The 25273-nt window shown below is 63.9% G+C and carries 20 protein-coding genes; 13 read left to right on the top strand and 7 right to left on the bottom strand.

Features of this window, described 5'->3' with window-relative positions; genetic code table 11:
* Positions 1-93 precede the first annotated feature (93 nt).
* The 4 genes from NKH71_RS24365 to NKH71_RS24350 all read left to right on the top strand — a co-directional run bounded on the left by NKH71_RS24365 (position 94) and on the right by NKH71_RS24350 (position 5533).
* Complete coding sequence (locus NKH71_RS24365; protein ID WP_352791685.1) at positions 94-2652, top strand: ATP-binding cassette domain-containing protein; 2559 nt, start codon at positions 94-96, stop codon at positions 2650-2652.
* Complete coding sequence (locus NKH71_RS24360; protein WP_352482407.1) at positions 2649-3638, top strand: ABC transporter permease; 990 nt, start codon at positions 2649-2651, stop codon at positions 3636-3638. The genes NKH71_RS24365 and NKH71_RS24360 overlap by 4 nt, the downstream gene beginning before the upstream one ends.
* A gap of 46 nt (positions 3639-3684) precedes the next feature.
* Positions 3685-4686: a rhamnose ABC transporter substrate-binding protein gene (locus NKH71_RS24355; RefSeq protein WP_352482406.1), complete on the top strand. Its 1002-nt coding sequence runs from the start codon at positions 3685-3687 to the stop codon at positions 4684-4686.
* Between the two features lie 85 nt (positions 4687-4771).
* A complete protein-coding gene (locus tag NKH71_RS24350; protein ID WP_352791934.1) occupies positions 4772-5533 on the top strand; it encodes a glutamine amidotransferase in 762 nt (253 codons plus the stop codon).
* Between the two features lie 114 nt (positions 5534-5647).
* Here NKH71_RS24350 and NKH71_RS24345 read toward each other — a convergent pair whose 3' ends face one another.
* The gene (locus tag NKH71_RS24345; protein WP_352493821.1) at positions 5648-6529 is read right to left on the bottom strand and encodes a YihY/virulence factor BrkB family protein; all 882 of its coding nucleotides are present in this window, start codon (positions 6527-6529) and stop codon (positions 5648-5650) included.
* Positions 6530-6751: 222 nt separating this feature from the next.
* On the opposite strand from NKH71_RS24345, the gene NKH71_RS24340 reads away from it, so the two are divergent.
* The 4 genes from NKH71_RS24340 (at position 6752) to NKH71_RS24325 (ending at position 11208) form a co-directional block, all read left to right on the top strand.
* Positions 6752-7045 carry a caspase family protein gene (locus tag NKH71_RS24340; protein ID WP_352791933.1) on the top strand — a complete coding sequence of 98 codons (294 nt, stop codon included), beginning with the start codon at positions 6752-6754 and terminating at the stop codon, positions 7043-7045.
* 50 nt (positions 7046-7095) lie between these two features.
* On the top strand, positions 7096-8214 hold the full coding sequence (locus NKH71_RS24335; protein ID WP_352895377.1) for a tetratricopeptide repeat protein: 1119 nt from the start codon (positions 7096-7098) through the stop codon (positions 8212-8214).
* Positions 8215-8328: 114 nt separating this feature from the next.
* Positions 8329-9792 (top strand): hypothetical protein, encoded by a 1464-nt coding sequence (locus tag NKH71_RS24330; protein WP_352895376.1) that lies wholly within the window; start codon positions 8329-8331, stop codon positions 9790-9792.
* Positions 9793-9891: 99 nt separating this feature from the next.
* On the top strand, positions 9892-11208 hold the full coding sequence (locus NKH71_RS24325; protein WP_352791931.1) for an NAD(P)H-dependent oxidoreductase: 1317 nt from the start codon (positions 9892-9894) through the stop codon (positions 11206-11208).
* Positions 11209-11486: 278 nt separating this feature from the next.
* Here the strand turns inward: NKH71_RS24325 and proC are convergent, their stop codons facing one another.
* Entirely contained in the window at positions 11487-12302 is an 816-nt protein-coding gene (gene proC / locus NKH71_RS24320; RefSeq protein WP_352791930.1) for a pyrroline-5-carboxylate reductase, read from the bottom strand.
* Between the two features lie 742 nt (positions 12303-13044).
* Between proC and NKH71_RS24315 the strand changes: the two genes are divergently transcribed.
* The 4 genes from NKH71_RS24315 (at position 13045) to NKH71_RS24300 (ending at position 17599) form a co-directional block, all read left to right on the top strand.
* Positions 13045-13695 (top strand): hypothetical protein, encoded by a 651-nt coding sequence (locus NKH71_RS24315; protein ID WP_352791929.1) that lies wholly within the window; start codon positions 13045-13047, stop codon positions 13693-13695.
* Between the two features lie 209 nt (positions 13696-13904).
* On the top strand, positions 13905-14804 hold the full coding sequence (gene folD, locus NKH71_RS24310) for a bifunctional methylenetetrahydrofolate dehydrogenase/methenyltetrahydrofolate cyclohydrolase FolD (RefSeq protein ID WP_352791928.1): 900 nt from the start codon (positions 13905-13907) through the stop codon (positions 14802-14804).
* 16 nt (positions 14805-14820) lie between these two features.
* Complete coding sequence (locus NKH71_RS24305; RefSeq protein ID WP_023719415.1) at positions 14821-15819, top strand: GlxA family transcriptional regulator; 999 nt, start codon at positions 14821-14823, stop codon at positions 15817-15819.
* Between the two features lie 112 nt (positions 15820-15931).
* Positions 15932-17599 (top strand): vWA domain-containing protein, encoded by a 1668-nt coding sequence (locus NKH71_RS24300; protein WP_352791927.1) that lies wholly within the window; start codon positions 15932-15934, stop codon positions 17597-17599.
* 48 nt (positions 17600-17647) lie between these two features.
* On the opposite strand, the gene edd is transcribed toward NKH71_RS24300, so the two are convergent.
* From edd to zwf, 3 genes are all read right to left on the bottom strand, one after another.
* Positions 17648-19471 carry a phosphogluconate dehydratase gene (edd, locus tag NKH71_RS24295; RefSeq protein ID WP_352547852.1) on the bottom strand — a complete coding sequence of 608 codons (1824 nt, stop codon included), beginning with the start codon at positions 19469-19471 and terminating at the stop codon, positions 17648-17650.
* Positions 19472-19544: 73 nt separating this feature from the next.
* Entirely contained in the window at positions 19545-20258 is a 714-nt protein-coding gene (pgl, locus tag NKH71_RS24290; RefSeq protein WP_352547851.1) for a 6-phosphogluconolactonase, read from the bottom strand.
* Complete coding sequence (gene zwf / locus NKH71_RS24285) at positions 20240-21709, bottom strand: glucose-6-phosphate dehydrogenase (RefSeq protein ID WP_023719411.1); 1470 nt, start codon at positions 21707-21709, stop codon at positions 20240-20242. Before zwf ends, pgl begins: the two co-directional genes overlap by 19 nt.
* 274 nt (positions 21710-21983) lie before the next feature.
* On the opposite strand from zwf, the gene NKH71_RS24280 reads away from it, so the two are divergent.
* Positions 21984-22730: an SDR family oxidoreductase gene (locus NKH71_RS24280; RefSeq protein WP_023719410.1), complete on the top strand. Its 747-nt coding sequence runs from the start codon at positions 21984-21986 to the stop codon at positions 22728-22730.
* Between the two features lie 67 nt (positions 22731-22797).
* On the opposite strand, the gene NKH71_RS24275 is transcribed toward NKH71_RS24280, so the two are convergent.
* Together NKH71_RS24275 and NKH71_RS24270 are read right to left on the bottom strand one after the other, a co-directional pair.
* A complete protein-coding gene (locus tag NKH71_RS24275; RefSeq protein ID WP_245278604.1) occupies positions 22798-23598 on the bottom strand; it encodes an SH3 domain-containing protein in 801 nt (266 codons plus the stop codon).
* A 258-nt stretch (positions 23599-23856) separates the two neighbouring features.
* On the bottom strand, positions 23857-25143 hold the full coding sequence (locus NKH71_RS24270; RefSeq protein WP_352493830.1) for an NAD(P)/FAD-dependent oxidoreductase: 1287 nt from the start codon (positions 25141-25143) through the stop codon (positions 23857-23859).
* Positions 25144-25273 lie beyond the last annotated feature (130 nt).

Here is a 25273-nt window from a genome sequence, read left to right as displayed (position 1 = left end):
CAGTGCCCTTCGGGGTCATGGAAGTCAATTTTCCAGTTGCGGCGTCAAACCATTTAATATAGCAAATTGAAAAAACAGGACCAGGGAGGAAGGGTGCTGCACTTGGGCGCATTAGGCGAAGCCGATGCCGTGGTGAAGAGCGACGTGGCTGTCCCCGTTGCCCTGGTTCAGGCGACAAAGGCCTTCGGCGGCACGATTGCCCTCAAGGACGCGTCCTTCGAATTGCGCTCAGGCGAGGTGCTGGCTCTGCTTGGCGAAAACGGTGCCGGCAAGAGCACCTGCGTGAAGCTGCTGGCCGGCGTGTACCTCTCTACCGGCGGCCATATCGAAGTCGACGGCAAGCCTGTGGTCTTCCATTCGCCGCACGATGCCCAGGCTGCCGGCATCTCGGTCATGCACCAGCATCCTGGTCTTTTCCCGGATCTTTCGGTGGCGGAAAACATCTATCTCGGCCATATGCCGCGCGATCGCTTCGGCGGCATCGACAACGCTGCCGTGCTTGCCGGCGCGCGCAAGGTGCTGGCGACAGTCGGCCTCGACGTGCCGGCCGAAACCCGGCTCGGAACGTTGCGCACCTCCGAACAGCAACTGGTCGAGATCGCCCGCGCCCTGTCGCTCGACGCGCGGGTGCTGATCATGGACGAGCCGACGGCCGCCCTGTCGCAGCGCGAGGTCGAGCGGCTGTTCACCGTCGTCGCCGACCTGCGGCTGCATGGCGTGGCGATGATGTTCGTCGGCCATCGCATGGACGAGATCTTCCGCATCGCCGACCGCATCGCGGTGCTGCGCGACGGCCGCCTCATTGGCATCAAGCCGAAGGCCGAGCTTGGTCGCGCCGCCGCCATCGGCATGATGGTCGGCCGCGAAGTGACCGACCTCTATCCGGAACGAAACCACGCCACCGGCGCGCTGGTGCTGGAGGCGAGGGGGCTTTCGCATGCCGGCGGCTTTTCCAACATCGACCTCAAGCTCCACGCCGGAGAGGTGCTCGGGCTCGGCGGCCTGGTCGGCAGCGGGCGGACCGAGATCGCGCGCGTGCTGTTCGGCATCGACCAGCCGGATGCCGGCGAAATCCTGATCGACGGCGAGGCTGTGCGCTTCGCATCGGCACGCGACGCCATGGATGCGCGCATCGCCTATGTTTCGGAAGACCGCATGGGCCAGAGCCTGGTGATGGATTTTTCCATCCTCGACAACGCCGTGCTGCCCGTCCTCGACAAGGCAGCCCGCTCCGGCTTCTACGGCACGGACCGCGCGATCGATCTGGTTTCGGACTGGCTGAAGCGCATGAAGCTTCGCTTTTCCGGCTACGCGCAGCCGGTGAAGGAACTGTCCGGCGGCAACCAGCAGAAGGTGGTGTTGGCCAAATGGCTGCGCACCGAGCCGCGCGTCCTCATCCTCGACGAGCCGACGCAAGGCATCGATGTCGGCACCAAGGCGGAAGTGCATGCGATGATCGCCGACCTTGCCGCGCAGGGCATGGCCATCATCCTGATCTCCTCCGAAATGCCCGAGCTCATCGGCATGTGCGACCGCATCATCGTGCTGCGCGAAGGCCATCGGACGGCCGAATTTACCAGGGGCGAAGCCACCCAGGAAAAGGTGCTGGAAGCAGCGACGAAGGCCGGTGAAAGCGCCGACCCGGCAGCACAGCCTGCCAGCGAGGAGAAGAGAAAAGGACCGCTCGACATACTGAAGCGGCGGGAGTTCGGCCTGCTCGCCGCGATGCTGGCGGTCGCTATCCCGGTCACCATCATCAACCCGCGCATGGTGAGCGCGGCAAACCTGACCGCCGTGTCGATGGATGCCGCCCTGCTCGTGGTTGCAGCGCTCGCGCAGATGCTGGTGCTGATCACCCGCAACATCGACCTTTCGATCGCCGCGGTGATCGGCTTGTCGGCTTACATGGCGGCGAGCATGGTCCAGGCCTATCCAGGGCTCGACATCGGCATCGGCCTGATGACCGCATGCGCGGTCGGTGGTGTCGCTGGCCTGATCAACGGCCTTGTCGTTACCAGGGGAAAGATCCCGGCGATCGTCGTCACGCTGGCCTCGATGTCGATCTTCCGCGGCTTCAACTCGATCTGGGCAGCCGGCGACCAGATCAGCGCCGACGAAGTCACGCAAGCCTGGCTCGACATGACCGGCCTGAAGATCGCCGGCGTGCCGCTGATCGTCATTATCGCGATCGTCATCCTGTGCCTGGGTTATGTGCTGCTCTATCGCACCGCCATCGGGCGCGAACTGTTTGCCGCCGGCTCCAATCCCGACGGCGCACGTCTTATCGGCATCCCCGTCGACCGGCGGATTCTGCTGGCCTTTGGCATGGCCGGCCTGCTCGGCGGCCTGTGCGGTGCGCTGTGGGCATCCCGCTATGCGACCATCGATGCCCGCGTCGCGCTCGGTTTCGAACTCACCGTGATCGCGTCGGCGGTGGTCGGCGGCGTCGCCATCCGCGGTGGTTCGGGCACGCTGCTCGGCATCATCCTCGGCGCGCTCACGCTGCTCGTCATCAAGAACGGGCTGACGCTGGTGCGCGTCGACCCGCTGTGGCTGCAGGGCGTCTACGGCCTGGTGATCCTGGTCGCCATCGGCATCGACACGTTCATCGTGCGGCGTGCCGAGCAGGCAAGACAGGCGAGGGCGCGGTGAGAAAGTTCCTCCGTTCGATCGACTTCTGGGATCTGCTGCTGGCGACCTCCTGCGTGGCCATCTTCCTCTACGCGGCGATCTTCGTGCCGAATTTCGTCTCCGGCTTCAATCTCTCGCAACTGGCCGCCAGCGCCTCGGAAAAGGCGCTGCTGATCCTGCCGATGACGCTGCTCATCATCACCCGCGAAATCGACCTGTCGATCGCCTCGGTGCTGGCGCTGACGTCCGTCGTCTTTGGCTTGCTGGTACAGGCCGGCGTGCCAACGCTTGCCGCAATCCCGCTGACGCTCGTCGCCGGCGGCCTGCTCGGCGCTTTCAACGGCTACCTGGTCTCGGGCCTTGGACTGCAGTCGCTGGTGGTGACGCTCGGCACGATGGCGCTCTATCGAGGTATTGGCTACATCCTGCTCGGCACCGGTTCGGTCAACATCCTGCCGCCCGCGGTCGTGGATTTCGGCATCAACAACCTGCCGAGCACCGAGATACCGTGGACCATCGTCCCCTTCCTGCTGCTGGCGCCGGTGTTTGCGGTCGTGCTGCAGAAGACGCCGACCGGCAAGCGCATCTACGCGCTCGGTGGCAGCCCCGAAGTGGCGCGCTATTCCGGCATAAACACGCGCCGGATGGTCCTGAACCTGTTCGTCGTCTCGGGCGTCGTCGCCGCCATCGCCGGCATCGTCTATACCGCGCGCCTCTCCAACGCCCGCGCCAACAATGCGCTCGGCATGGAGCTCGACGTCATCACCATCGTGCTGCTCGGCGGCGTCAGCGTCTTTGGCGGCAAGGGCCGCCTGACCGGCGTCATGCTGGCGCTGGTCCTGATCGCCATCATCCGCAATGTGCTGGCGCTCAACCAGATCGGTGGCGACGCGCAGGGGATGATCATCGGCCTGCTTCTGATCGGCTCGCTGCTGGTCGGCAATTACTGGCGCTCCACACAGGAGATGCTCAGCAGATCCCGCGCAATGCGCGAGACCAAGGGGTGATCTCGGGCCCCTTCCTTTAAGCCCGAATTTTGACGGAGGAGTCACAATGAAAGCGTTTAGATTAGCCCTGCTCGCATCCGCGGTTCTGCTCGCGCCAACCTCGCTGGCCTTCAGCCAGGAATGCGCCAAGGAACCCGTAACGGTCGGTTTCCTGCCCAAGCTCGACACAGACCCCTACTTCAAAGTGGCTTTTGGAGGCGCACAAGAGGCAGCCAAGGAAATTGGCGGCACCGCTACCCAGGTCGCCCCATCGCAGGCGACCGCCGAGGCGCAAATCGAATTCATCAACAGCCTAGTGTCGCAGAAGGTCGGGGTCATCGCAATCGCCAGCAACGACGCCAATGCCGTCGCGCCGGCGCTGAAGCGCGCCGTTCAGCAGGGCGTCAGGGTGATTTCGTATGACTCCGATGTGGCCGCCGATGCCCGCGCGGCATTTGTCAATCAGGTCAAGGGCGACAGTCTCGCCGAGATGATGCTGGAAAGTGCATTCGCCCTCAGCGGCGGTGAAGGCGAATTCGCGATCCTGTCGTCGACGCCGACGGCGACCAACCAGAACGCCTGGATCGACTTCATGAAGGCGAAGATGGCTGCCGAGCCGAAGTTCTCCAAAATGAAGCTGGTGCAGGTGGCCTATGGCGAAGAAAGCGAACAAATCAACCAGCAGCAGGCGCTGGCGCTGGTCCAGGCGTTTCCCGATCTCAAGGTGATCATCGTCCCGGCAGGCATCGGCCTTCCGGCGGCCGCGCGTGCGCTCGAGGAGGCGGGCATGATCGGCAAGGTCAAGCTGACCGGCCTCGCGCCGGCTACTCTGATCTCGAAATACATCAAGGACGGGGCGGCCCAGGATATCTGGTGGAACGTCACCGATCTTGGCTATCTTACCTACCAGACGGCCCAGGCGCTTGCGCAGTGCAAGATCACCGGAAAGGAGGGTGAGAAGTTCACGGCAGGCAGGCTCGGCGAATACACGATTGGCGCCGGCGGCGAACTGATCCTTGGTCCAGCCAAGATCGTGACCCCCGAAAATCTGGCCGAGTTCAAGTTCTGATCCTTTGGAGTTCGAACTCCGCGGGGCGCCGGTCCAACCGGCGCCCTTCCTAAACCTCTCGAATGAAAACAGTGCGGGGGCGGCAATGAAGATATTGCTTGCGGGCGAAACCTTTGCGGCGACGACGTCGGTCGCCGTCGGTAGCGATGTGCTTACAAGTGCGACCTCGACAAATGGCGCGACGGCCTTCAATGCCGCGCTGGCCACTGAGGGCATCGCCGTCACGCAGATCGGCGGTGAGCGTTGCAGCGCGGAGTTTCCCTATGACCTCGATGGGCTCGCCCAATATCAGGCGGTGGTGATCTCCGACGTCGGCGCCCTGACATTGCTGGTGACGCCGGATGCCCGCGCCGGGCGTGTCGGCGTCAACCGCCTCGATCTGCTCAAGGCCTATGTCGAACGTGGGGGCGGGCTGATGCTGGCCGGCGGCTATATGGGTTTTCAGGGCATGTTCGGGACGGCGCGTTTCCACGACACCCCGGTCGAGGACGTGCTGCCGGTCCGTTGCCTCCCCTACAGCGACGGCATGGAGGTCCCGCAAGGCCTGCAGACCTCCATCCTGCAGTCATCCCACCCGATTTTTTCCGGGGTGGAGGGGCCGTTGCCGCCGATCCTCGGCATGAACAAGCTGGAATTCAGGCACGACGGTTCGTCCCGGCTTCTGGCGACCTGCCACCACCGCGGCACCGACTGGCCGCTCCTTGCCGTCGGTAGCCATGGCCGCGGCCGCACGATTGCCTGGGCAACAGATATCGGCCCGCATTGGCTCTCGCAGAATTTCCTCGGATGGCCGTTCTACGGAAAACTGATGGCGAACATGGTCCGTTGGCTCGCCGGCAATGAATGAGAAAGCTGGACACCAGGTTTGACCGATGCAGTTCGCCTGCCGGCGCGGCCGATGCCGCGCGAGGCGCCGGTGACAGGCACCACCTTGCCGGCCAAGTCGAATTTCGGCGTGAACTCATTTGTCATGCGATTCCACCTTGTTCTTCAAATCGGACCGGCTGCCGTGCCGAACCGAATAGGCTCGCGTGAATTCGGCGCCCAGCAGAAATATCTCGGCCGAATAGTAGACCCACAACAGCACGACGAGCAGGGCGCCGGCCGCGCCGTACGACGATGCGAAAGCGCTGGTTCCGATATACCAGCCAATCAGCGACTTGCCGATGGTGAACAGAAACCCGGTGACGACGGCGCCAAGGCCGACATCGCGCCATTGCAGACTGCGGTCGGGCAGCACCTTGTAGATCGCGGCAAACAGCAGCGCGATCAGGGCAAACGAGACAATCCCGTTGACCGCGCTCAGGATGATGGTGCCGAACGGCAGATAGGCGTTGATGACGTCTCCGAGCGCCGAAATCGCGGCGCTTACAACCAAGGACACCAGGAGCAGGAAACCGAGAGCGGCGACCAGGCCCAGGCTTGCAATGCGTGCCCGCACCAGCCGTGAGATCGTTGCTGCCCTCGGTTTGACTTTCCAGATTTCGTTCAGCGCCAGCTGCATTTCGCCGAACACGCCGGATGCGGCGACGAACAGCGTGACCAGCCCCAGAATGCTGGCAAGGGTTCCCGCTTCCTTCTGCGAAGCGTTTTCGATCGTCGCCTGCAGCAGCTCGGCACTTTGCGGTCCCATCAGGCCGGCGATCTGTGCCGAAAGGGCGAGTTGTGCCGCCTCGTGCCCGAAGGCCATGCCGGCGATAGCGACGACGATCAGCAGGATCGGCGCAAGCGAGGTCGTGGCATAAAAAGCTATCGCCGCCCCATGGCTCAGCGCATTGTCATCGATGAAGCCGAGGACGCTCTGCTTGAGGAGCCTCCAGCTCTCTGCTGCCAAATTCCACATGTGGGCCTCGCATGCTGTCAACAAACAAGTAGCGGCGGCGCAGCGCTGGGCGAGGGAGGGGCGCGAAGATCGCAACGGAGCGGCACGACAGGCCACGACAAGAACACCTCTTGCCCGAACACTTGCCAAGCGCCGGCCATCATGATGCCATGGCGCTGTGGAAGATTGCACGCTGGGTTGGGGTGGGCGATGTTGTTTCCAGGTGCAACAGGGCGCATAGGCGTGGCGTTTGCCGCGCTGCTTTTGTGCGCGCTGGTTCCTGCTCGGGGCGAGGAGCCGAAGGCGCTAAAAGGCGTCGCGCTCGTCATCGGGCAGTCCGACTATGAGCATGTCGGCAAGCTGCCCAATGCGGAAAACGACGCCCGCGCCATCGAGGAGATGTTCGACAGGCTCGGCTTCGAAACCGATGTCGCGACCAATCGCGACGCACGCAAATTGCGGCGCGACCTCGAAGGCTTCGTCGACGATGCCGAGGGTGCCGACGTCGCCAGGTACTGGCCGAGCAGGCGACGCTGAAGAGCCAGGATCCGGAAATCGTCCGGTTTTCAAAACTGGCCGAACAAGCGGTGCAGGAAGGCGCGCTGGAAGCAGCGCAGAAAATCCATGAACAGGCCAAGGCCCGCGTTGGCGAACTGTCGAAGACCGTCGACCAGGCTGAAGCCGACCTCAAGGCGCGTCGTTTCGAGTTTGCCGAGGTTTTCGGCGACAGCGCCAAAACCTACGAAATCTCCTTCAGCTATCAGGCGGCAGCCCAGGACTATGCCAAGGCCTATGAGCAGGTCGAGAAATGGGACGACCATGAAGCCTGGTTCTACAAGGCAGCCGAGGCCCAGGCGCTCTCCGCGCATGGTTCTTTCTCGGGCGACAACGCCTTTCTGGTGCAGGCGGTCGCTGCCTATGAAAAGGCGCTGACCTATGTGTCGCGCGAAAACAGCCCGCGGCAATGGGCGGCCACGCAAAACAATCTCGCCACCACACTGTCGACGCTGGGCGAGCGCGAGGCCGGCCGCGAAGACCTCGACAAAGCGGCAGCCGCCTTCGATCAGGCGCTGAGCGTCTACACGCGCGACGCCAATCCGGACGACTGGGCCTCGACGCTAGGCAATCTCGGCACCGTCTATTGGCGGCTCGGCCAGCGCGAGAACGGCACGACGTTGCTCGACAATGCCGTTGCCTCGTTCCGCGCGGCGCTCGAGGTGCAAGTGTCGAAAAAGCTGCCGCTCGAATGGGCGGCGACTGAGAATAATCTCGGCATCGTGCTCTCCGAACTGGGTGAGCGCCAAGCCACCAGCGACAGCTTTCGCGCCGCCATCGAAGCGCATCGCGCCGCGCTGACCGAATACCGCAGGGAGCGCGGGCCGCTCGACTGGGCGTTGAGCCAGGTCAATCTCGGCGCGGCCTTGTTCCGCCTCGGGGAGCGTGAACAAGACGTACCGACGCTTGAGCAGGCCGTTGCCGCCTATCAGGCGGCGACGGAGGAAATGACGCGCGAGCGCGCGCCGGCGCAATGGGCGACGATCCAGAACAATTTGAGTTCGGCGCTGGAATCGATCGGCCAGATCAATGGCGACATTGCTACGCTTCAGCGTGCTCGGGAGGCGGCAGAGGCCGCACTGACGGTGTGGACGCGCGACCATGCGCCGGCCAGCTGGGCAAACGGCCAGTTGACGCTTGGCAATGCCTAGCAGCGTCTCGGCGCCAGGCAGGCCGGCAATGACGCGCTGCTCAAGGCGGTCGCTGCCTATGAGGCCGCACTTTCTGAATATCCGCGCGAAAAGCTGCCGCTCGACTGGGCTTCGTTGAACCAGAATCTGGGCTCGGTCTATGCGACGCTTGGCGATCGGGACACCGGCATCGACTATCTCCGGAAGTCGGCGTCCGCCTATCGCGAGGCCTCGCAGGTCTATACCGTCGCCGCCGCGCCGCTCGAATTCGCCTCAATAGAGCACAGTCTCGGCAACTCGCTGTCGACCTGGGGCGACCGTGCTCGCGACAAAGCGGTCCTTGAAGAAGCGGTCGCCGCCTATGATGCAGCGCTCACCGTGCGAACCAAGGAGAGCGCCCCGAAGGACTGGGCGAAGACGCAGTACCGGCTGGGCGCAGCACTTTCCATGCTCGGCAAGGCCGATGGCGGTTCGGACGAGGCGCTCCAGCGCTCGGCGGTGGCCTATCGCGCGGCGCTCGAAATGCAGAGCCGTGACAGCGACCCCGACGCTTGGGCGGCAACGCAATGGGGTCTCGGCCATGTGCTCCTGGTTCTGGGCGACCGCACGCAGGACGGCGAAGCGTTCAACCAGTCGGCGACGGCGCTTGAAGCGGCGCTGCCCTTCTACGACCTCGCCACGGTGCCGGAAGATCACGCCCAGCTGCAGAACGAACTCGGCAGCGCCTATTACTACCTTGCCGGCAGCGCCAATGACCCGTCGCTCTACCAGAAGGCGGCGGCCGCGCATGAAAAGGCACTGGCCGTCTATGCCACGCTGCCCGACCGCTCGCTCTGGGCTTCGGTCGAAGGCGACCTCGGCAATGTCCGCATGATGCAGGCAAACGCCAGTTCCGACCCGGACGCCATGGCCAAGTCTGTCCAGGCCTATGAGGCGGCACTGACAGTGATAAGCCGCGACAGGGATGCCGACGAATGGCTGCGCAACCAGACCAATCTGGCCACCGCGCTTTCGACGCTGGGCTACTGGCGCGACGACGTTGCCCTGCTGAAGCGTTCGGCCGGCATCTATCGTTCGATCCAGAGCGTGCGCACGCGCGACCGCGCCCCCGAACGTTGGGCCAGCACGCAGGCAAGCCTGGCCAATGTGCTTGGCATGATCGGCGCGAAAGAGCCTTCGCCGGCTTTGTTCCACGAGGCGGTCGCCGTCAATCGGGCGTTGGCAGACCAGGTCGACCGCGACCGCGACCCCGAGCGCTGGGCGAGCCTGCAAAACGAGATCGGCTATCAGCTGACGCTCGCCGGCCGCGCCGAAAACGACGTCGCCAAAATCGAGGAGGCGGTGCCGATCCTGCGCGAGGCCATCGCCGTGCAGAAGAAGATCGGTTCGGTGCCGGGCATTGCGTTCACCGAGGACAGCCTGTGCGACGTGCTTACCGATCTGGGTGCTGCTCGCAAGCAGAAGGCAATGGCCGAGGAAGCGATAGCCGCCTGCCAGCATGCGCTCGTCATCTTTCGGGATGGCAAGATGGACGACCTTGCCGCCGGCTCCGCAAAGAACCTTGCCGAGGCACAAGCGTTGCTGGCCGAATTGCAATAGCGCACAGGAAAAGGTGGCCGCGACCGGTTTCGATTGGCAAAGGGTTGCCGTTCCCTGCTATTCCCGCTTCAAATCAAAAAAGCAGTGGACGTTTTCAGCATGACCAATGTCGCCTTGACTGGGCTTGCCCGGGATCTTGCCAAGCGCGCGGCGGAAGGCCGCCCGGTGCGCATCGGTGTCATCGGTTCGGGCGAGATGGGCACCGATCTGGTGACACAAGGCATGCTGATGCCGGGCATTTCGGTTTGCGCGATTTCGACCCGCCGGCCGCATACAGCGCGTGACGCCATCCGCATCGCCTATGGCGACGAGGCAATGGCAGCCGAAGCGGACAGCGCTTCGAAGGTCAGCCAGGCGATCGAGAGCGGCAAGATCGCAATCACCTCGAACGAGATGCTGGTCACCAATCCGCTCATCGATGTTGTCATCGATGCCACCGGCAAGCCCGGCGTCGCCGCCGATTTCGACCTGATGGCGATGCAGCACGGCAAGCATCTGGTGATGATGAATGTCGAGGCCGACGTCACTATTGGCTGCTACCTCAAGCAGCAGGCCGACCGGCTCGGCGTCGTCTATTCGGTCGGCGCCGGCGACGAGCCGTCGAGCTGCATGGAGCTGATCGAGTTCGCCTCGGCGCTCGGCTACACCATCGTCTCCGCCGGCAAGGGCAAGAACAACCCTCTCAACCACGACGCCGTTCCCGACGACTACCGCGCGGAAGCGCTGCGCCGCAACATGAATCCGCGCATGCTGGTCGAGTTCGTCGACGGCTCGAAAACCATGGTCGAGATGTGCGCCATCGCCAACGCCACTGGGCTGGTACCCGACGTTCCCGGCATGCACGGCCCCAAGGCCGACCGTGACGAGCTGGTCAAGGTGCTGATCCCGCGCGAGCAGGGCGGCATCCTGTCGAAGAAGGGCGTTGTCGACTATACCGTCGGCAAGGGCGTGGCGCCCGGTGTCTTCGTCATCGTCGAGGCGACTCATCCGCGGATCATCGAGCGCATGGACGATCTGCATATCGGCCACGGCCCCTATTACAGCTTCTTCAGGCCCTACCATCTGACCTCGCTGGAAGTGCCGCTGACGGCCGCCCGTATCGCGCTTTACGGCAAGCCCGACATGGTGCCGCTGCCGAGGCCGGTGGCCGAGGTCTGCGCCGTGGCCAAGCGCGATCTGGCGGCAGGCGAGACGTTCGACGCGATCGGCGAGACCTGCTACCGCTCCTGGACCATGACCGTCGAGGAGGCTCGCGCCCACCACGCCGTGCCCGTCGGCCTGCTCGAAGGCGGCAAGGTGCTGAAACCGGTGAGGAAAGGCGAATTGCTCACCGCCGACAATGCCGCGCCCGACCCGACGACCAGGCTATTCGCCTTGCGCCGGCTGCAGGACGAGATGCTGTATGGGGCGGGTTAGGTGCGGTGCAGAAACTTTGACGTCGGCGGGACAGCGCCCCTCTCTGTCCTGCCGGACATCTCCCCCACATGGGGGGAGATCGGACGTCACGCCGGCTTTCGCCAATCTCCAACATCGCAGTTCGTGAGCGGAGCGCCCAAACTGCCAATCTCCCCCCTTGTTGTGGGGGAGATGTCCGGCAGGACAGAGGGGGGCGCGAAGGATCGCTACAGAGCGTTTGCTATTGCCCCTGAAATGCACGGCAGATCATCGCCGCCGACCGGCTTCCCCTGAAAGCCCTACTTCCCCAGCTCTATCGACCGCAGCCGCGCCGCTTCCACCGCCTCGGTGAGCAGGCGTGTCAGCCGGTCCTCGCCCATCAGTACTGCAAGGGCCGCAGCCGTGGTGCCGTTGGGGCTGGTCACCTGCTGCCTGAGCACGCCGGGCTCCTCGCCGCTTTCGGCGGCCAGCGATGCGGCGCCGTAGACCGTCTGCATGGCCAAGAGCTTGGCAGTCCCGGTCGGCAGGCCAGCCTTCTCGGCGGCCACGGTCAGCGCTTCGATGAAATGGAAGATATAGGCTGGACCGGATCCGGAGACTGCCGTCACCGTATCCATCAGGCCCTCGTCATCGATATCGGCCACTTGCCCGCTTGCCGAAAGCAGGTCGGCGACAAGGCGTTTGGTGTCCTCGGAAACCAGCCTGTTGGAAAACACCACCATCATGCCCTTGCCGATAGCCGCCGGCGTGTTGGGCATGCAGCGCACGATCGGCGCGCGGTCGCCGAGAATGCCTTCGAACGTGGCGACCGGCGTCCCCGCGGCGATGCTGAGGAAAGTGGTTCGGCCATCGTTGAAGCGGATGTAGCCAGCCGTCACGTCGCGGATCACCTGCGGCTTGACCGCAATGACGACGAGGGCCGGAACGGCGTTGGCCGGTATGGCGCCGATATCCGCGGCAGCAGCGCAGCCCAGTGCTTCGGCACGCTTGCGCAACTCGGCATTGGGCTCGACCACGAACACCGCAGCCGGAGCCAGCTTGCCGGCTTTCAGCCAGCCGGAGAGCATGGCGTAGCCCATATTGCCGCAACCGGCGAGAACAAGCCTGATCGTCATCGAAGCTCTCCATTCGAAATGGTTGGCTTTGCCATAGACGTTCGTGGACGGACGGGGAAGCCCCTCTCGGACCTTGATCAGGGGCCGGGTTATGTCGCCGCTTTCGCCGCCTGATCGGGCTCGGTCAGTCCTGACCCGATCACTCTGGACGGCCAGGTTCGGCCCATCCCAGACTAAAAACAGGGATTGCAGACGAGGTGGGAGCGATAGCCTGGATTCTCCAACAGCGCACCAAAGCCGACAAGAAATCCTCCCCAACCAAGCACAACTGCCACGGCCACGACGCCGACTCCCATAGCCATCTTGCAAGCCGCCACGGCCCCTGAAGAAAAGCGCCATCGGCGTATCAAAGCAAGGATTGCGGTCCCTGCCAGCAGACTAAGCACCGGAACTCCGAAGAGCACAGCGTGCATCTCCAGCATCAGCGCAAACGGAGTGTCTGGCGTTATCATACGGATAGCCTCCCCCGAATTCTGACGGTGTTCAAGAGGGCGACTTCATGAACCCTTAACCGACATCCCGCCATTTTTCGAGTGATCGACCAATCGTGGGCGACGAACTCGATGGCATTGTCTTAAGGCGGGAAACGAGGTCTCTCAGCCGACCAAATTAACCTTTTATTTCCTATGCCTGTTTAGCATGGCTTAACCAGTGGACGGTCGCTACGTCCCAGCCCTAGGGGAAAGCTCCAGGAACCATGGCTTACAGGGATAATCGTCAACACTGGAGGAACGAGCGGTCTTTGCTGTCGCTCGTCGAGGCAGTGCGCGACGAGGACGAAGCATCGCTGGTTTCGCTAGAGGACCGTGCAGGCCCGTCATGGCGCGAGGATGCCGCCACACGCCATCGTCTCGCCCGGTCGCGCCGCGAGGCGCGTGCCAGTCCGATCCTGTTGGCAGCCGCCGGCACAAGCCAGCTCCATCCTGATGGGCCGGAGGCCGCCACCATACTGACGGAAGAGCCTGCAGCTGCCGATGTATTGTTCGACCCCGCTGGCTCCGTTGGCGGCCGCGATGCCGGTCCCGCTGAGGACAAAGCGTACCGGGCAGCGCGTCGGGGTCCGATCGGTACCGTGTTGTCAGCGCTGCGCAGGCTCATGCCCGGCAGAGCGCCGGAGGAGATGGCGTCCGGCGAGACTTCCGCCGCGACAAATTCCGGCGCAGCGATGCCGCCTGCCTTCGATCTACAGCCGCTCTATGCCGGACAGCCACCTTATCCGCAGCAACCCACGCCGCAGCATTCGGCCTATACTCAGGCCTGGTCGAAGGAGGCAAATCAGGTTTCGGAAGCCGCCGATCAGCAAAGCCAGATCGAGGAAATCCGTGCCAGCCTGCGTGAATTCCGCGAAGCGGTTCGCGAGCTCACCGAAAACCGCACGCGCCGCTATTTCTAAGCGTCGAATAAAACATGCCGGTTTCGAGTTAGCGGCATGGGACGGCGCATTGACGGGATTGCCCGGCTCGATTTTCGTGAAAATGCCGCGCTGCATGTCCGCCCGGCTGCGCATGGTTCTGGGCAACGACATGCATAAAAGGTATCTGGAGTACGCCGCGGGATGCTTTAACGCGGCAGGCTTAGGCGATCGGGCGTCGAGGGTGGTTCATGGCTGAGTTGATTGACGGAAAAAGCGTCGCCGAAGACGTGGTGCGGCGGGTCAAGGCCCTGGTCGCCGAACTGGCGGAAAAGGGCGGACGGCAGCCCGGCCTCGCGGTGGTCATCGTCGGCGAGGATCCGGCGAGCCAGGTCTATGTCGCCTCCAAATCCCGCACCGCCAAGGAATGCGGCTTCCATTCGGTTCAGCACACGCTGCCGGCCGAGACCTCCGAGCCGGACCTGTTGAAGATCATCGGCCAGCTCAACGCCGATCCGGCCATCAACGGCATCCTGGTGCAGCTTCCGCTTCCCGGCCATATCGATGCCGGCAAAGTCATCCAGACCATCGCGCCGGAGAAGGATGTCGACGGCTTCCACTTCATCAATGTCGGCAAGCTCGGCACCGGCGAGTTCGAGACCGCCTTCGTGCCTTGCACGCCGGCCGGCTCGATGCTGCTGATCGAACGGGTGCGCGGCAAGGATCTGTCCGGCCTCAATGCGGTCGTCGTCGGGCGCTCGAACATCGTCGGCAAACCGATGGCGAATCTACTGCTTGCCGCCAACTGCACGGTCACCATCGCACACAGCCGCACCAGGGACCTGCCGGCGCTTGCCCGCACCGCCGATATTCTGGTCGCAGCCGTCGGCCGGCCTGAAATGGTCCGCGGCGACTGGGTCAAGCCTGGCGCCACCGTCATCGACGTCGGCATCAACCGTATCGCCGCACCTGAAAAGGGCGAAGGCAAGACCCGCCTCGTCGGCGATGTCGCCTTTGCCGAAGCAGCGAAGGCGGCCGGCGCCATCACGCCGGTGCCTGGCGGCGTCGGGCCGATGACCATTGCCATGCTGATGGCCAACACGCTAGCTTCCGCCTACCTCGCAGCCGGGTTGAAACGGCCTTCCTTCTGACCAGAGAGCAGCGTCCTTGCCGAACCTCACTGTTCCCTTAGAACGGCCGGTCACCAATGATCCCGTTCAGGGCGGCCGGCAGTTCGGGTTTCTGCTGGTCGACAAGTTCTCCATGTTCTCGCTGGCCGCGGCAATCGACACGTTCCGGTCGGCGAACCGGCTGCTCGGCCGCGATTTCTATGGCTGGACGACGGTGTCGGCCGACGGCGATGCCGTCATGGCTTCCAACGGCCTGCCGCTCAAGATCGACTACGCCGTTGTCGATCTGCCGCCGGTCGATATCCTTTTCGTCTCGGTCGGGCTGACGACGGAATTTCCCGGCAAGAGCAAGGTGCTGGCGGCGCTGCGCAGCTGGGGCCGGCGCGGCAATGCGCTCGGCGCGCTTTCGGTCGGCTCCTATTTGCTTGCCGAAGCAGGCCAGCTCGATGGCTATCGCTGCACCATCCATTGGGAAAACCGCGCCGGGTTCCTCGAACGCTTTCCGGACATCAACTGCACCGGCAACGTCTTCGAGATCGACCGCAAGCGCTACACCTGCGCCGGCGGCACCACCTCGATCGACCTGATGCTGGAAATCGTGCGCGGCGATTTCGGCTCGAGTCTCGCCAATGGCGTCGCCAACCAGTTCCAGCATGAGCGCATCCGCTCGGCCGGGGACCGCCAGCGCGTCGGCCCGGAACGCGACCTGACCGGCAAGTCGGAGAAGCTGCGCCGCATCGTCGAGCTGATGGCCGACCATCTCGACGAGCCGCTGTCGGCGGTGCAGCTCGCCAAGTCGGCGGGCCTGTCGGTGCGCCAGGTCGAGCGCCTGTTCCTGCGCCATCTCAGTGTGACGCCCGGGCGCTATTACATGCGGCTCAGGCTCGAGCGGGCGCGCGAATTGCTGCGCCAGACCAACATGCCGATCCTCGACGTGGCAATCGCCACCGGCTTCACCTCGCATTCCTATTTTGCCCAGAGCTACCGGCTGCAATTCGGCCGGCCGCCTTCCGAGGAACGCCGCACGACCTATTGAGGGTTTGGCAGAGAGGCGACGCAGCTTCGTACTCCGTCCGGGCTTGTGTCGCGACGCGGCGTCAAATAGCGTTCCGGCGCCGAGCGGCGGCGACTGACGGGGGAGATTTTTGATGGCGGGATTTGTGCGGAGCGTCGCTGCGGCGGCCCTGTTGCTCTGGACGACGGGGTTCGGTTTCGCCGCCGATCGCGTCATCGTCATTCTCGATGCCTCCGGCTCGATGTGGGCGCAGATCGACGGCAAGCCCAAGCTCGAAATCGCCCGTCAATCGCTGCGGAACGTGCTGCAATCGGTCCCGGCCGATGAGGAAATCGGCCTCATGGCCTATGGCCATCGCGAGAAGGCCAGTTGCGACGACATCGAACTCATCGTGCCGCCGCAGGCAGGCTCGGCAAGTGCGATCTCAGCCGCGGCCGACAGCTTGAAATTTCAGGGCAAGACGCCGCTGACCGCCGCTGTCAAGCAAGCGGCGGAAGCATTGAAATACACCGAGGACAAGGCGACGGTCGTTCTCATCACCGATGGCATCGAGACATGCAGCGGCGATCCCTGTGCGCTCGGCAAGGAGCTTGAGGCTGCCGGCATCGACTTCACCGTCGATGTCGTCGGCTTTGGCCTGACGGCTGCCGAAGGCAAGCAGGTCGCCTGCCTGGCCGATAACACCGGCGGCAAATATATCGAAGCATCGGATGAAAAGGCATTGCAGGACGCCCTCGTCGAGACCGTTGCGCCGCCGCCATCCGCTCCTGAACCGGCTGCCGCCCCGGAGCCTGCTCCCCAGCCGGCGCCTGCCCAGCCGGCGGAGTCCAATTTCGTGCCCACCGTCGTGCTTGCCGAAGGTGGCGATCCCGTCACCGACGGCAATGCCTGGGAGATCTATAAGGCGAATTCCGACGGCACGCGCGGCGATCCCGTCGCCACCGAATACGGCGCCTACAAGGGCAATCTGGAGGCGGGCGACTATATCGTCGTCGCGCGCGCCGGCGAGGCCAAGGCCGAACAGAAGATCAAGATCGAGCCTGGCCAGGTCGCCAAGCCGCTCTTCACGTTGAATGCCGGCACGCTGGTTATCCACCCGCGGCCAAGCGAAGGGGCGGACGTTGACGGCGGCGCGGCGGTCGTGATCGCCTATCCAGGCGTCGACACCCTGCCGACCTACTATGGCGACACGAAAGTCGTGCTGCCGGCCGGCGACGAGAAGGTGACCGTCACGATCGGCCAGGGCGTGGTTACCGAGACGGTCCCGCTTGCCGCCGGCAGGGTCATCGACAAGGATATCATCGTCGGCGTCGGGCATGTCGTCGCCAACGCCTACTATGCTGCCGGTGGCGACAAGGCCGAGGGTTCTGGCGTCGGCTTCAAGGTGTTCCAGGCGAAAAAGGACATCGGCGGGACCAGGCAGGAGGTGACCTATGCCTACGGCCCCGACAGCAAGTTCGATCTGCCGCCCGACGATTATGTAATGGTCGCGACCGTCGATCTCGCGGTGGCCGAGCAGCCGTTCAGTGTCAAAATTGGCGAACATCAGGATCTGAAGATCGCCATGAACGCCGGCGTGCTGGCGATCACCGCGCCAGGGGCCTCGAAGATCGAGATATTCGAGGCCAAGAAGAACATCGATGGAACCCGCAAGTCGGTCGGCTACGCCTATGACCAGAAGTATCAGGCCACCTTGTCGGTTGGCGACTACGCGGTGGTTTCGGAGAAGTCGGACAGCAGCTCGAAGGAAGGCGCGGTAACGGTCAGGGCCGGCGCGCGAGCCGAGCTGACGGTTCAATAGATCCAAGGGAGAGCGGCCACCAGCCGCTCTTCCTCATGGCCGAAAAAGTCACGCCACGCCGAAGGCGCTCGCGCCATGGTCGGCGCGGCCCACCATCTGCCGGAACCCGGCGAAGAGCTCCCGGCCGAAGCCGAATTCATTGCCTATGAGGTCGCTGTCCGCGGGCCGGCGCAGTGCGAAATCGCCGGCCGGCACCAGCACCTCGAGCGTTCCGGCCTCGGCGTCGAGCCTGATAATATCGCCGTCATGAATCCTGGCGATCGGCCCGTCCTCCGCCGCTTCCGGCGTCACGTGGATCGCCGCCGGCACCTTGCCGGAGGCACCCGACATGCGCCCGTCGGTAACCAGCGCCACATGCTGGCCGCGGTCCTGCAGGATGCCGAGCACGGTGGTCAGCCGGTGCAATTCCGGCATGCCGTTGGCCTTCGGGCCCTGGAACCGAATGACGGCGATGAAGTCGCCGGTCAGCGACCCCGCCTTGAACGCCTCGTTCAGCCCTTGCTGGCTGTCGAACACCTTGGCCGGTGCCTCGATGATGCGCCGCTCCGGCTTGACCGCCGATGTCTTGATGACGGCGTGGCCGAGATTGCCTGAAAGCACTTTCAGCCCGCCGCTCGGCTGGAACGCCTTCTTGAACGGCGCCAGCACCTTCTCGTCGCCGCTCTGGCGCGGCGAGGCCTCGCGCACGACGCCGCCATCGGCGCCGAGCTTGGCCTCGACCGCGTAGGGGCGCAGCCCTTCGCCCCACACCGTCTGCACATCCTCATGTAAAATGCCTGCGTCGAGCAGTTCGCGGATCAGGAAGCCGAGCCCGCCGGCGGCGTGGAAGTGGTTCACATCGGCAAGGCCGTTCGGATAGACCCGCGCCAGCAGCGGCACCGCTTCCGAGATGTCGGAAATATCCTGCCAGGTAATGGCGATGCCGGCCGCCGCCGCCATGGCGATCAAATGGATGGTGTGGTTGGTCGAACCGCCGGTGGCGTGCAGGCCGACGATACCGTTGACGATCGAGCGCTCATCGATCATCCGCCCGGCTGGCGTGTAGGCGTTGCCGAGCGCTGTGATCGCCAGCGCCCGCTTGGTCGCTTCCCTGGTCAGCGCGTCGCGCAGCGGCGTGCCCGGATTGACGAACGAGGCGCCAGGCGTGTGCAGGCCCATGATCTCCATCAGCATCTGGTTGGAATTGGCGGTGCCGTAGAAAGTGCAGGTTCCCGGCCCGTGATAGGATTTGGATTCGGCTTCGAGCAGTTCGGCCCGCCCCGCCTTGCCCTCGGCATAGAGCTGGCGGATCTTGGCCTTTTCGTCGTTCGGAATGCCGGTCGTCATCGGCCCGGCCGGGATGAAGACCGCCGGCAGATGACCAAAGGTCAGCGCCGCGATCACCAGCCCCGGCACGATCTTGTCGCAGACGCCGAGATAGACGGCGGCATCGAACATGTTGTGCGACAGGCCGATCGCCGCGGCCATGGCGATCACGTCGCGCGAGAACAGCGACAGCTCCATTCCGGGCTGGCCCTGGGTTACGCCGTCGCACATCGCGGGCACGCCGCCGGCCACCTGGGCGATGCCGCCGGCCTCGCGGGCCGCGTCCTTGATCAGTGCCGGAAACGTCTCGAAAGGCTGATGCGCCGACAGCATGTCGTTATAGGAGGTGATAATGCCGAGGTTCGGCACCCGGTCGCCGCCAAGCGCCACCTTTTCGGAAGGACTGCACACGGCAAAGCCATGGGCCAGGTTGCCGCAGGACAGCACGGCCCGGTTGGCGGTGCGGTTCGAGGCTTCGCCGATGCGGCCGAGATAAGCCTCGCGACCGGGCCTGGAGCGCTCACGGATGCGCTGGGTGATGGCTTCGATGTCGCGTCTTGCGGTCATGGCGGTCGGTCCTTTCAGGCGAGGTCCCGCAAACACCTTCCGGCTGTTGCCGGGACCTGCAGCCAAGTTGAGATCAGGGTGCCCAGAAAACCTCTACGGGCTTTTGAGTTGCATCGAGCACGGCGCGAATGGGCTTTCGTGTTCCAACTCCAAGCGCGGCCTCGAATGCGGTGCGTTTTTCCGCGCCCTCGATATGCAGCGCGATGAAGGCGGCATTGATGATCCGCGCCAGTGACAGCGTCAGCCGCGGCTCGCCGGCGCTTGCCGCGTGAACCGGAAGCACGATCCTTTGCGACGACGGATCGAGCAATCTTGCCAGGTTGTCGGCATCCGGAAAGAACGAGGCGGTGTGGCCATCAGTTCCCATGCCGAGCACAACAACATCGAGGGGCCAGGGCAGCACTTGCAGCGCCTCACTGTCGGAGACCGCTGCGCCCGCGATAGTTGCCGCAGCGTGGTAGAGCGGCACGAAATTCGCGGCGGCGGCCGCGTTCTGCAGCAGGTTAGCGGCAACCAGACCGGCATTGGAGCGCGGCGACGAGGGCGGCACGAAGCGCTCGTCGACCAATGTTATCGTCACCTTTTCCCAGGCGATAGGAACGGTCGAAAGCGCCGCGAAGAATTTCGCCGGCGTCGTGCCGCCCGAGACTGCAAGCAGTGCCGTGCCGCGCTCGGCGATCGCCTTTGACAGGCGGCCGGCGACGTGGCCGGCAAGCGCTGTCGCCAACTCCTGGCGTCCGGCAAATTCGTGCCAGTTGTAGGCGCCGCCTAATTGCTCTCGTGCCATGTCCGCCCATCGCGTTCGATCAGCGCAATCGAGGCCGAGGGGCCCCATGTGCCTGCGGTGTAGCCTTGCGCCTCTTGCCTTCCGCTTTCCCAGGCGTCCTGGATCGGGTCGATCCATTTCCACGCAGCCTCGACCTCGTCGCGGCGCATGAACAGCGTCTGGTTGCCACGGATGACGTCCATGATCAGCCGCTCATAGGCATCGGGCGCGCGGCCGTCGAAGGATTGCGCAAAACTCATGTCGAGCGGGATCTGGCGCAGCCGCATGCCGCCCGGGCCAGGATCCTTGATCATGATGAACTGCTTGACGCCTTCGTCGGGCTGCAGCCTGATGACCAGTTGGTTGGCGGAGACCGGCCCGGCGCTCTCGCCGAAGATCGAATGCGGGATTGGCTTGAATTCGATAACGATCTCCGAAACGCGGGTCGCCAGCCGCTTGCCGGTGCGGAGGTAGAACGGCACGCTGGCCCAGCGCCAGTTGCCGATCTCGGCCTTGAGCGCAACGAAGGTCTCGGTGTTGCTGTTCTTGCCGAGTTCCTCGACATAGCCCTTCACCGGCCCGCCGGCCGAGGCGCCGGCACGGTATTGCCCACGCACCGTGTGCTTGGGCGCTTCGTTGCCGTTGATGCGTTTCAGCGCCCGCAGCACTTTCAGTTTTTCGTCACGGACGGCATCGGCGTCCATCGACGACGGCGCCTCCATGGCGACGAGGCAGAGCAGCTGCAGCATGTGGTTCTGTACCATGTCGCGCAACGCGCCAGCCTTGTCGTAATAGGTGACGCGGTCTTCCAGGCCGACCGTCTCGGCCACGGTGATCTGCACATGATCGACATTGGCGGAATTCCACAACGGCTCGTAGAGCGCGTTGGCGAAGCGCAGCGCCATCAAATTCTGCACCGTCTCCTTGCCGAGATAGTGGTCGATGCGGAAAATCTGGCTTTCATGGAAGTCGTCGCCGACCAGGTCGTTGAGCGCGCGCGCCGAAGCGAGATCGCGGCCGATCGGCTTTTCCAGCACGATCCGCGAATTCGGCGTGATCAGCCCGTGCTCCTTCAGCTTGTGCGAGATGTCGCCGAATAGCGCCGGCGCCACCGCCAGATAGAAAGCGCGGATGTGTTCGCTGTCGCCGATCGCCTTCTTCAGCCTGTCGAAGCCGGCACCTGTGGTTGCGTCGGCCGGGACATAGGAGAGCCGTGCGAGGAACGTTTTCAGTTCCGTGGCGTCGATATCTTCCGGTTTCACATGATCGGCAATCGCCTGCCGGGCGAAAGACTGGAATTCCTCATCGGTCATCTTCGAACGTGATGTGCCGATTATGCGCGTCGGCTCGGAAAACTGGTGGTCGCGCTGCCGGTGGTACAGTGACGGCAGAAGCTTGCGTTCCGACAGATCGCCGGTGCCGCCGAAAATGATAAAGTCGAAAGGGTCGACGGGGATGATCTGGCTGGTCATGGTCTGTCCGCTCTGACGCCGGTCGCGATAACGCGGCTGATATAATCTAATCGATTTAAACTTGCCAGTGTCATTGCGTCACATCCGCGTGTGCTCTTGACACCGGCTCTGGCCGGAGGCTTGTCGGCAAGCGATGCTTCCGGGAGCGTTCGCAGGTGCAGCATAGAGCGGGATCAAGGCGAAAGCCAAAGGAGAAATCGGCAATGGACACACATCTTTCGATGGCCATGGCCAAACGCGTCGTCGATCGTCTTCAACGATGAGTGAGAAAGGCATGCGCCTCCAAAACAAGGTCGCCATCATCACCGGCGCTGCCTCGGGCTTTGGCGAGGGCATGGCCAGGCGCTTTGCCGAGGAGGGCGCGCGGGTCGTTGTCGCCGATCTGAACGCCAAGGACGCAGAGCGCGTCGCCGGCGAGATCGGCGAAAAGGCGATCTGGACCCAGACCGACGTCTCGCTGCGGTCCGAATTCGACGACATGGTCCATGCTGCAATGAGCGCCTTCGGTCGCATCGACATCATGGTCAACAATGCCGGTTACACCCATCGCAACGGTGACATGCTGGAAGTCGACGAAGCGACCTTCGACCTGATCACGTCAGTCAACATGAAGGCAATCTACAACGCAGCACTTGCCGTGGTGCCGGCCATGGAGCGGCAAGGCGGCGGCGTCATCCTGACGACGGCTTCCACGGCCGGTATCAGGCCGCGGCCTGGTCTCACCTGGTACAACGCATCGAAGGGCTGGGCGATCACCGCGACCAAATCGATGGCGGTGGAACTCGCGCCAAAGAACATCCGTGTCAACTGCCTGTGCCCGGTCGCCGGCGAGACCGGCATGCTTGAGAAATTCATGGGCGCCGACACACCCGAGATCCGCGAGAAGTTCCGCGCATCGATCCCGCTCGGCCGGCTTTCGACGCCGCTTGACGTGGCCAATGCCGCGCTTTGGCTCGCATCGGATGAAGCAGCTTTCATCACCGGCGTGGCGCTGGAAGTCGACGGCGGCCGTTGCATTTGAACCCCTAGGCCATCCGGCGACAGGCGGCTGATGGCGAGCGATCCGAGCCGCGATCGCTCTGTCTGTCCTACGCCCCGGTTTTGACGTAGCTCTTGTAGACCCAGCCGCGCTTGCCGTTGTAGACGATCTGGCACCACTGCTTGCAACTCATCACTTGCACCGAGGTCTTGGCCGGCACGGTGAGAATGGCGGCCGCATTCTTCTTTGGGCCGGTGCGCATGGTGACGGATCTCAGGATGCGTCCGGTACCGGCAGTATTGGTTTTTCCGGATTTTGCCTTGGTGCTGTTGTCGTCTTCGCTCGCGGACTGCGTCGGCAGTTGCGGCTTGGGTGTGGGGATGGCAGCGGTCTGCGCACCGTCGGGCCCTGTGTTTTTCGTCGAGCTGCCGGGAGCCGCCACCTTGGCAAACAATGCCGCAGCGTCGGGTTTCGCTGCCGGATCGGCGAATGCCACCGAAGCAGACGATTTATCGGCCGCCTGATCGGTCTGGCTTGCCAGTTGGTCGGATGCTGCTGTGGCGGCGGCCGATGCCGTCTTTGGTCCCGTCCAGCGGGGATCGTTGGGAGCCAGCGCCGGTATGTCGGCTTCCGCCGCGGCCACCGCCGGGGAAACCGCGTCGGCCTTGCCCGTCGTCCGCGGCGCCGCAGCGACCTTGGAAGGCATGATCTTCGTCGTCTTGACCGGAATGGTCGGAACGGTCTGCTCAGGGCTCGCCGCCGCCTGTCGTTCATTGGCCGGCAAGGCCAGCCACAGCGCCACTGCGGCAACGCCGAGCAGTGCTGCCGTGCCAAGCGCAGCGATCACGAGATGCGCGTTCGACCGGACCCCGTGCCAGAACGTCGGCCGCATATCGTAACCGAATTGCATCGCAAGGCGCCGTCGTTCCGGCGCACCGAAACTGAAGGGCTCTCTCACACTTGCCACCTCCATTTGCGGGCCGATGTTCTCACGACGATGCCGGAGTGCCGGCATTTCGATCGGCATCGTTCCCAAACCAAAAGCGGGCAGGCCCGCAAAAATTCCCCGTTCAGCTGCCCACGAGCATCATCTTTCGCCCGCGATTGTGGCATCACTGCGCCCTTGGCGGGGATTCTGCGCCCTGGTTAAGGATTCTGCAACGCCTGGTTAAATCCTGTCCCGCAACGCGTACCAGTTGAGCGCAAGAAAGAGCAGTGGCGCGCGGAAACGCCGGCCGCCGGGGAAAGGCGGAATCTTCAGATCCTCGATCAGCTTCAGCCGGTCGCGGTTGCCGGCGACCGTCTCGGCATAAAGCTTGCCGAAAAAATTGGACAGCATGACGCCGTGGCCGGAATAACCACCGACCGAGATCACATTGGGCATGACTTCGCGCACGAACGGCTTTCTCGGTACGGTGATGCCGACATAGCCGCCCCAGCCATGGGTGATCTCAATGTCCTTCAGTGCCGGATAGATCTCGGCGATCTGCCGGCGGATGTGGATGTGAATGTCCTTGGGATCGTTGACTGCGTAGATCTCGCGCCCGCCAAACAGCAGCCGCCCATCCTTCGATTTGCGGAAATAGCGCACGACGAAGCGCGAATCGTCGACCGCCTCGCCACCCGGCAACACTTTGGAATCGGCGCCCAGCGGTACCGTTGCGCCGATGAATGAGCCGATCGGCATGATATGCGAAGCACTCACCGGCTCGAGCGTGCCGCCATAGGCGTTGACCCCGATCAAGCACTTCCCGGCGATGATCGTGCCCTTCGGCGTCGTCACCCTCACTTTGCCGCCGCCGGAGGTGATGCCGGTCGACGGTGTCTGCTCGAAAAGCTTTGCGCCGGCCTGTGCCGCGACTTTTGCGGTGCCGATCACCAGCTTCAGCGGATGGATGTGGCCGGTGCCCGTGTCGCGGGTGCCGCCGAAATAATGCGTCGAGCCGAGCCGCTCGGCTGTCTCCGCGGCATCCATGAATGAGATGTGCGGATAGCCGAACCGGCTTGCCATGATCTCGGCATGTGCCTTGTAGTCGTCGACATAGCGCTTTTTGTGCGCCACCGACATTTGGCCGGGCATATAGTCGATCTCGATCTGGTGCACCGCGGCGAAGTCGAGGAGATGCGCCTTGGCCTCTTCGGCCAGGTCGAACAGCGCCTTGGCGCAGGAAAAGCCGTATTCCGCTTCCAGCTCCTCTGCCCAGGCCCGCTGTCCGGTGCCGAGCTGGCCGCCATTGCGGCCCGATGCGCCGTCACCGAAACGATGCGTTTCGATAAGCACGACATCCGCGCCTGACTTGGCGAGATGAGCCGCAGCCGACAGGCCGGTAAAGCCGCCGCCGACGATCACCACGTCGCATGTCCGGTCGCCGTCGAGCGCCGGATATTCGGGCCTTGGTCCGGCCGTGTCCTCGTACCAGGAGCGGCCGGGGGAGATTGGGGATTGGTAAGTCATGATGCTCGGCTAGGGGAGTAGGGCAGTAGGGCAGTAGGGCAGTAGGGCAGTAGGGATGTGACTGCGATCGGCTGTTCGGCCGATGGAGCGGTCGGGCGTTCGTGAGTATACTGAGTAAAGCTTGGCGATT

It is taken from the genome of Mesorhizobium sp. M0983 (assembly GCF_040318975.1).
Lineage (GTDB): Bacteria > Pseudomonadota > Alphaproteobacteria > Rhizobiales > Rhizobiaceae > Mesorhizobium.
The sequence above is the reverse complement of the archived record's forward strand: the minus strand, read 5'-3'. Positions and strand labels throughout refer to the sequence as shown.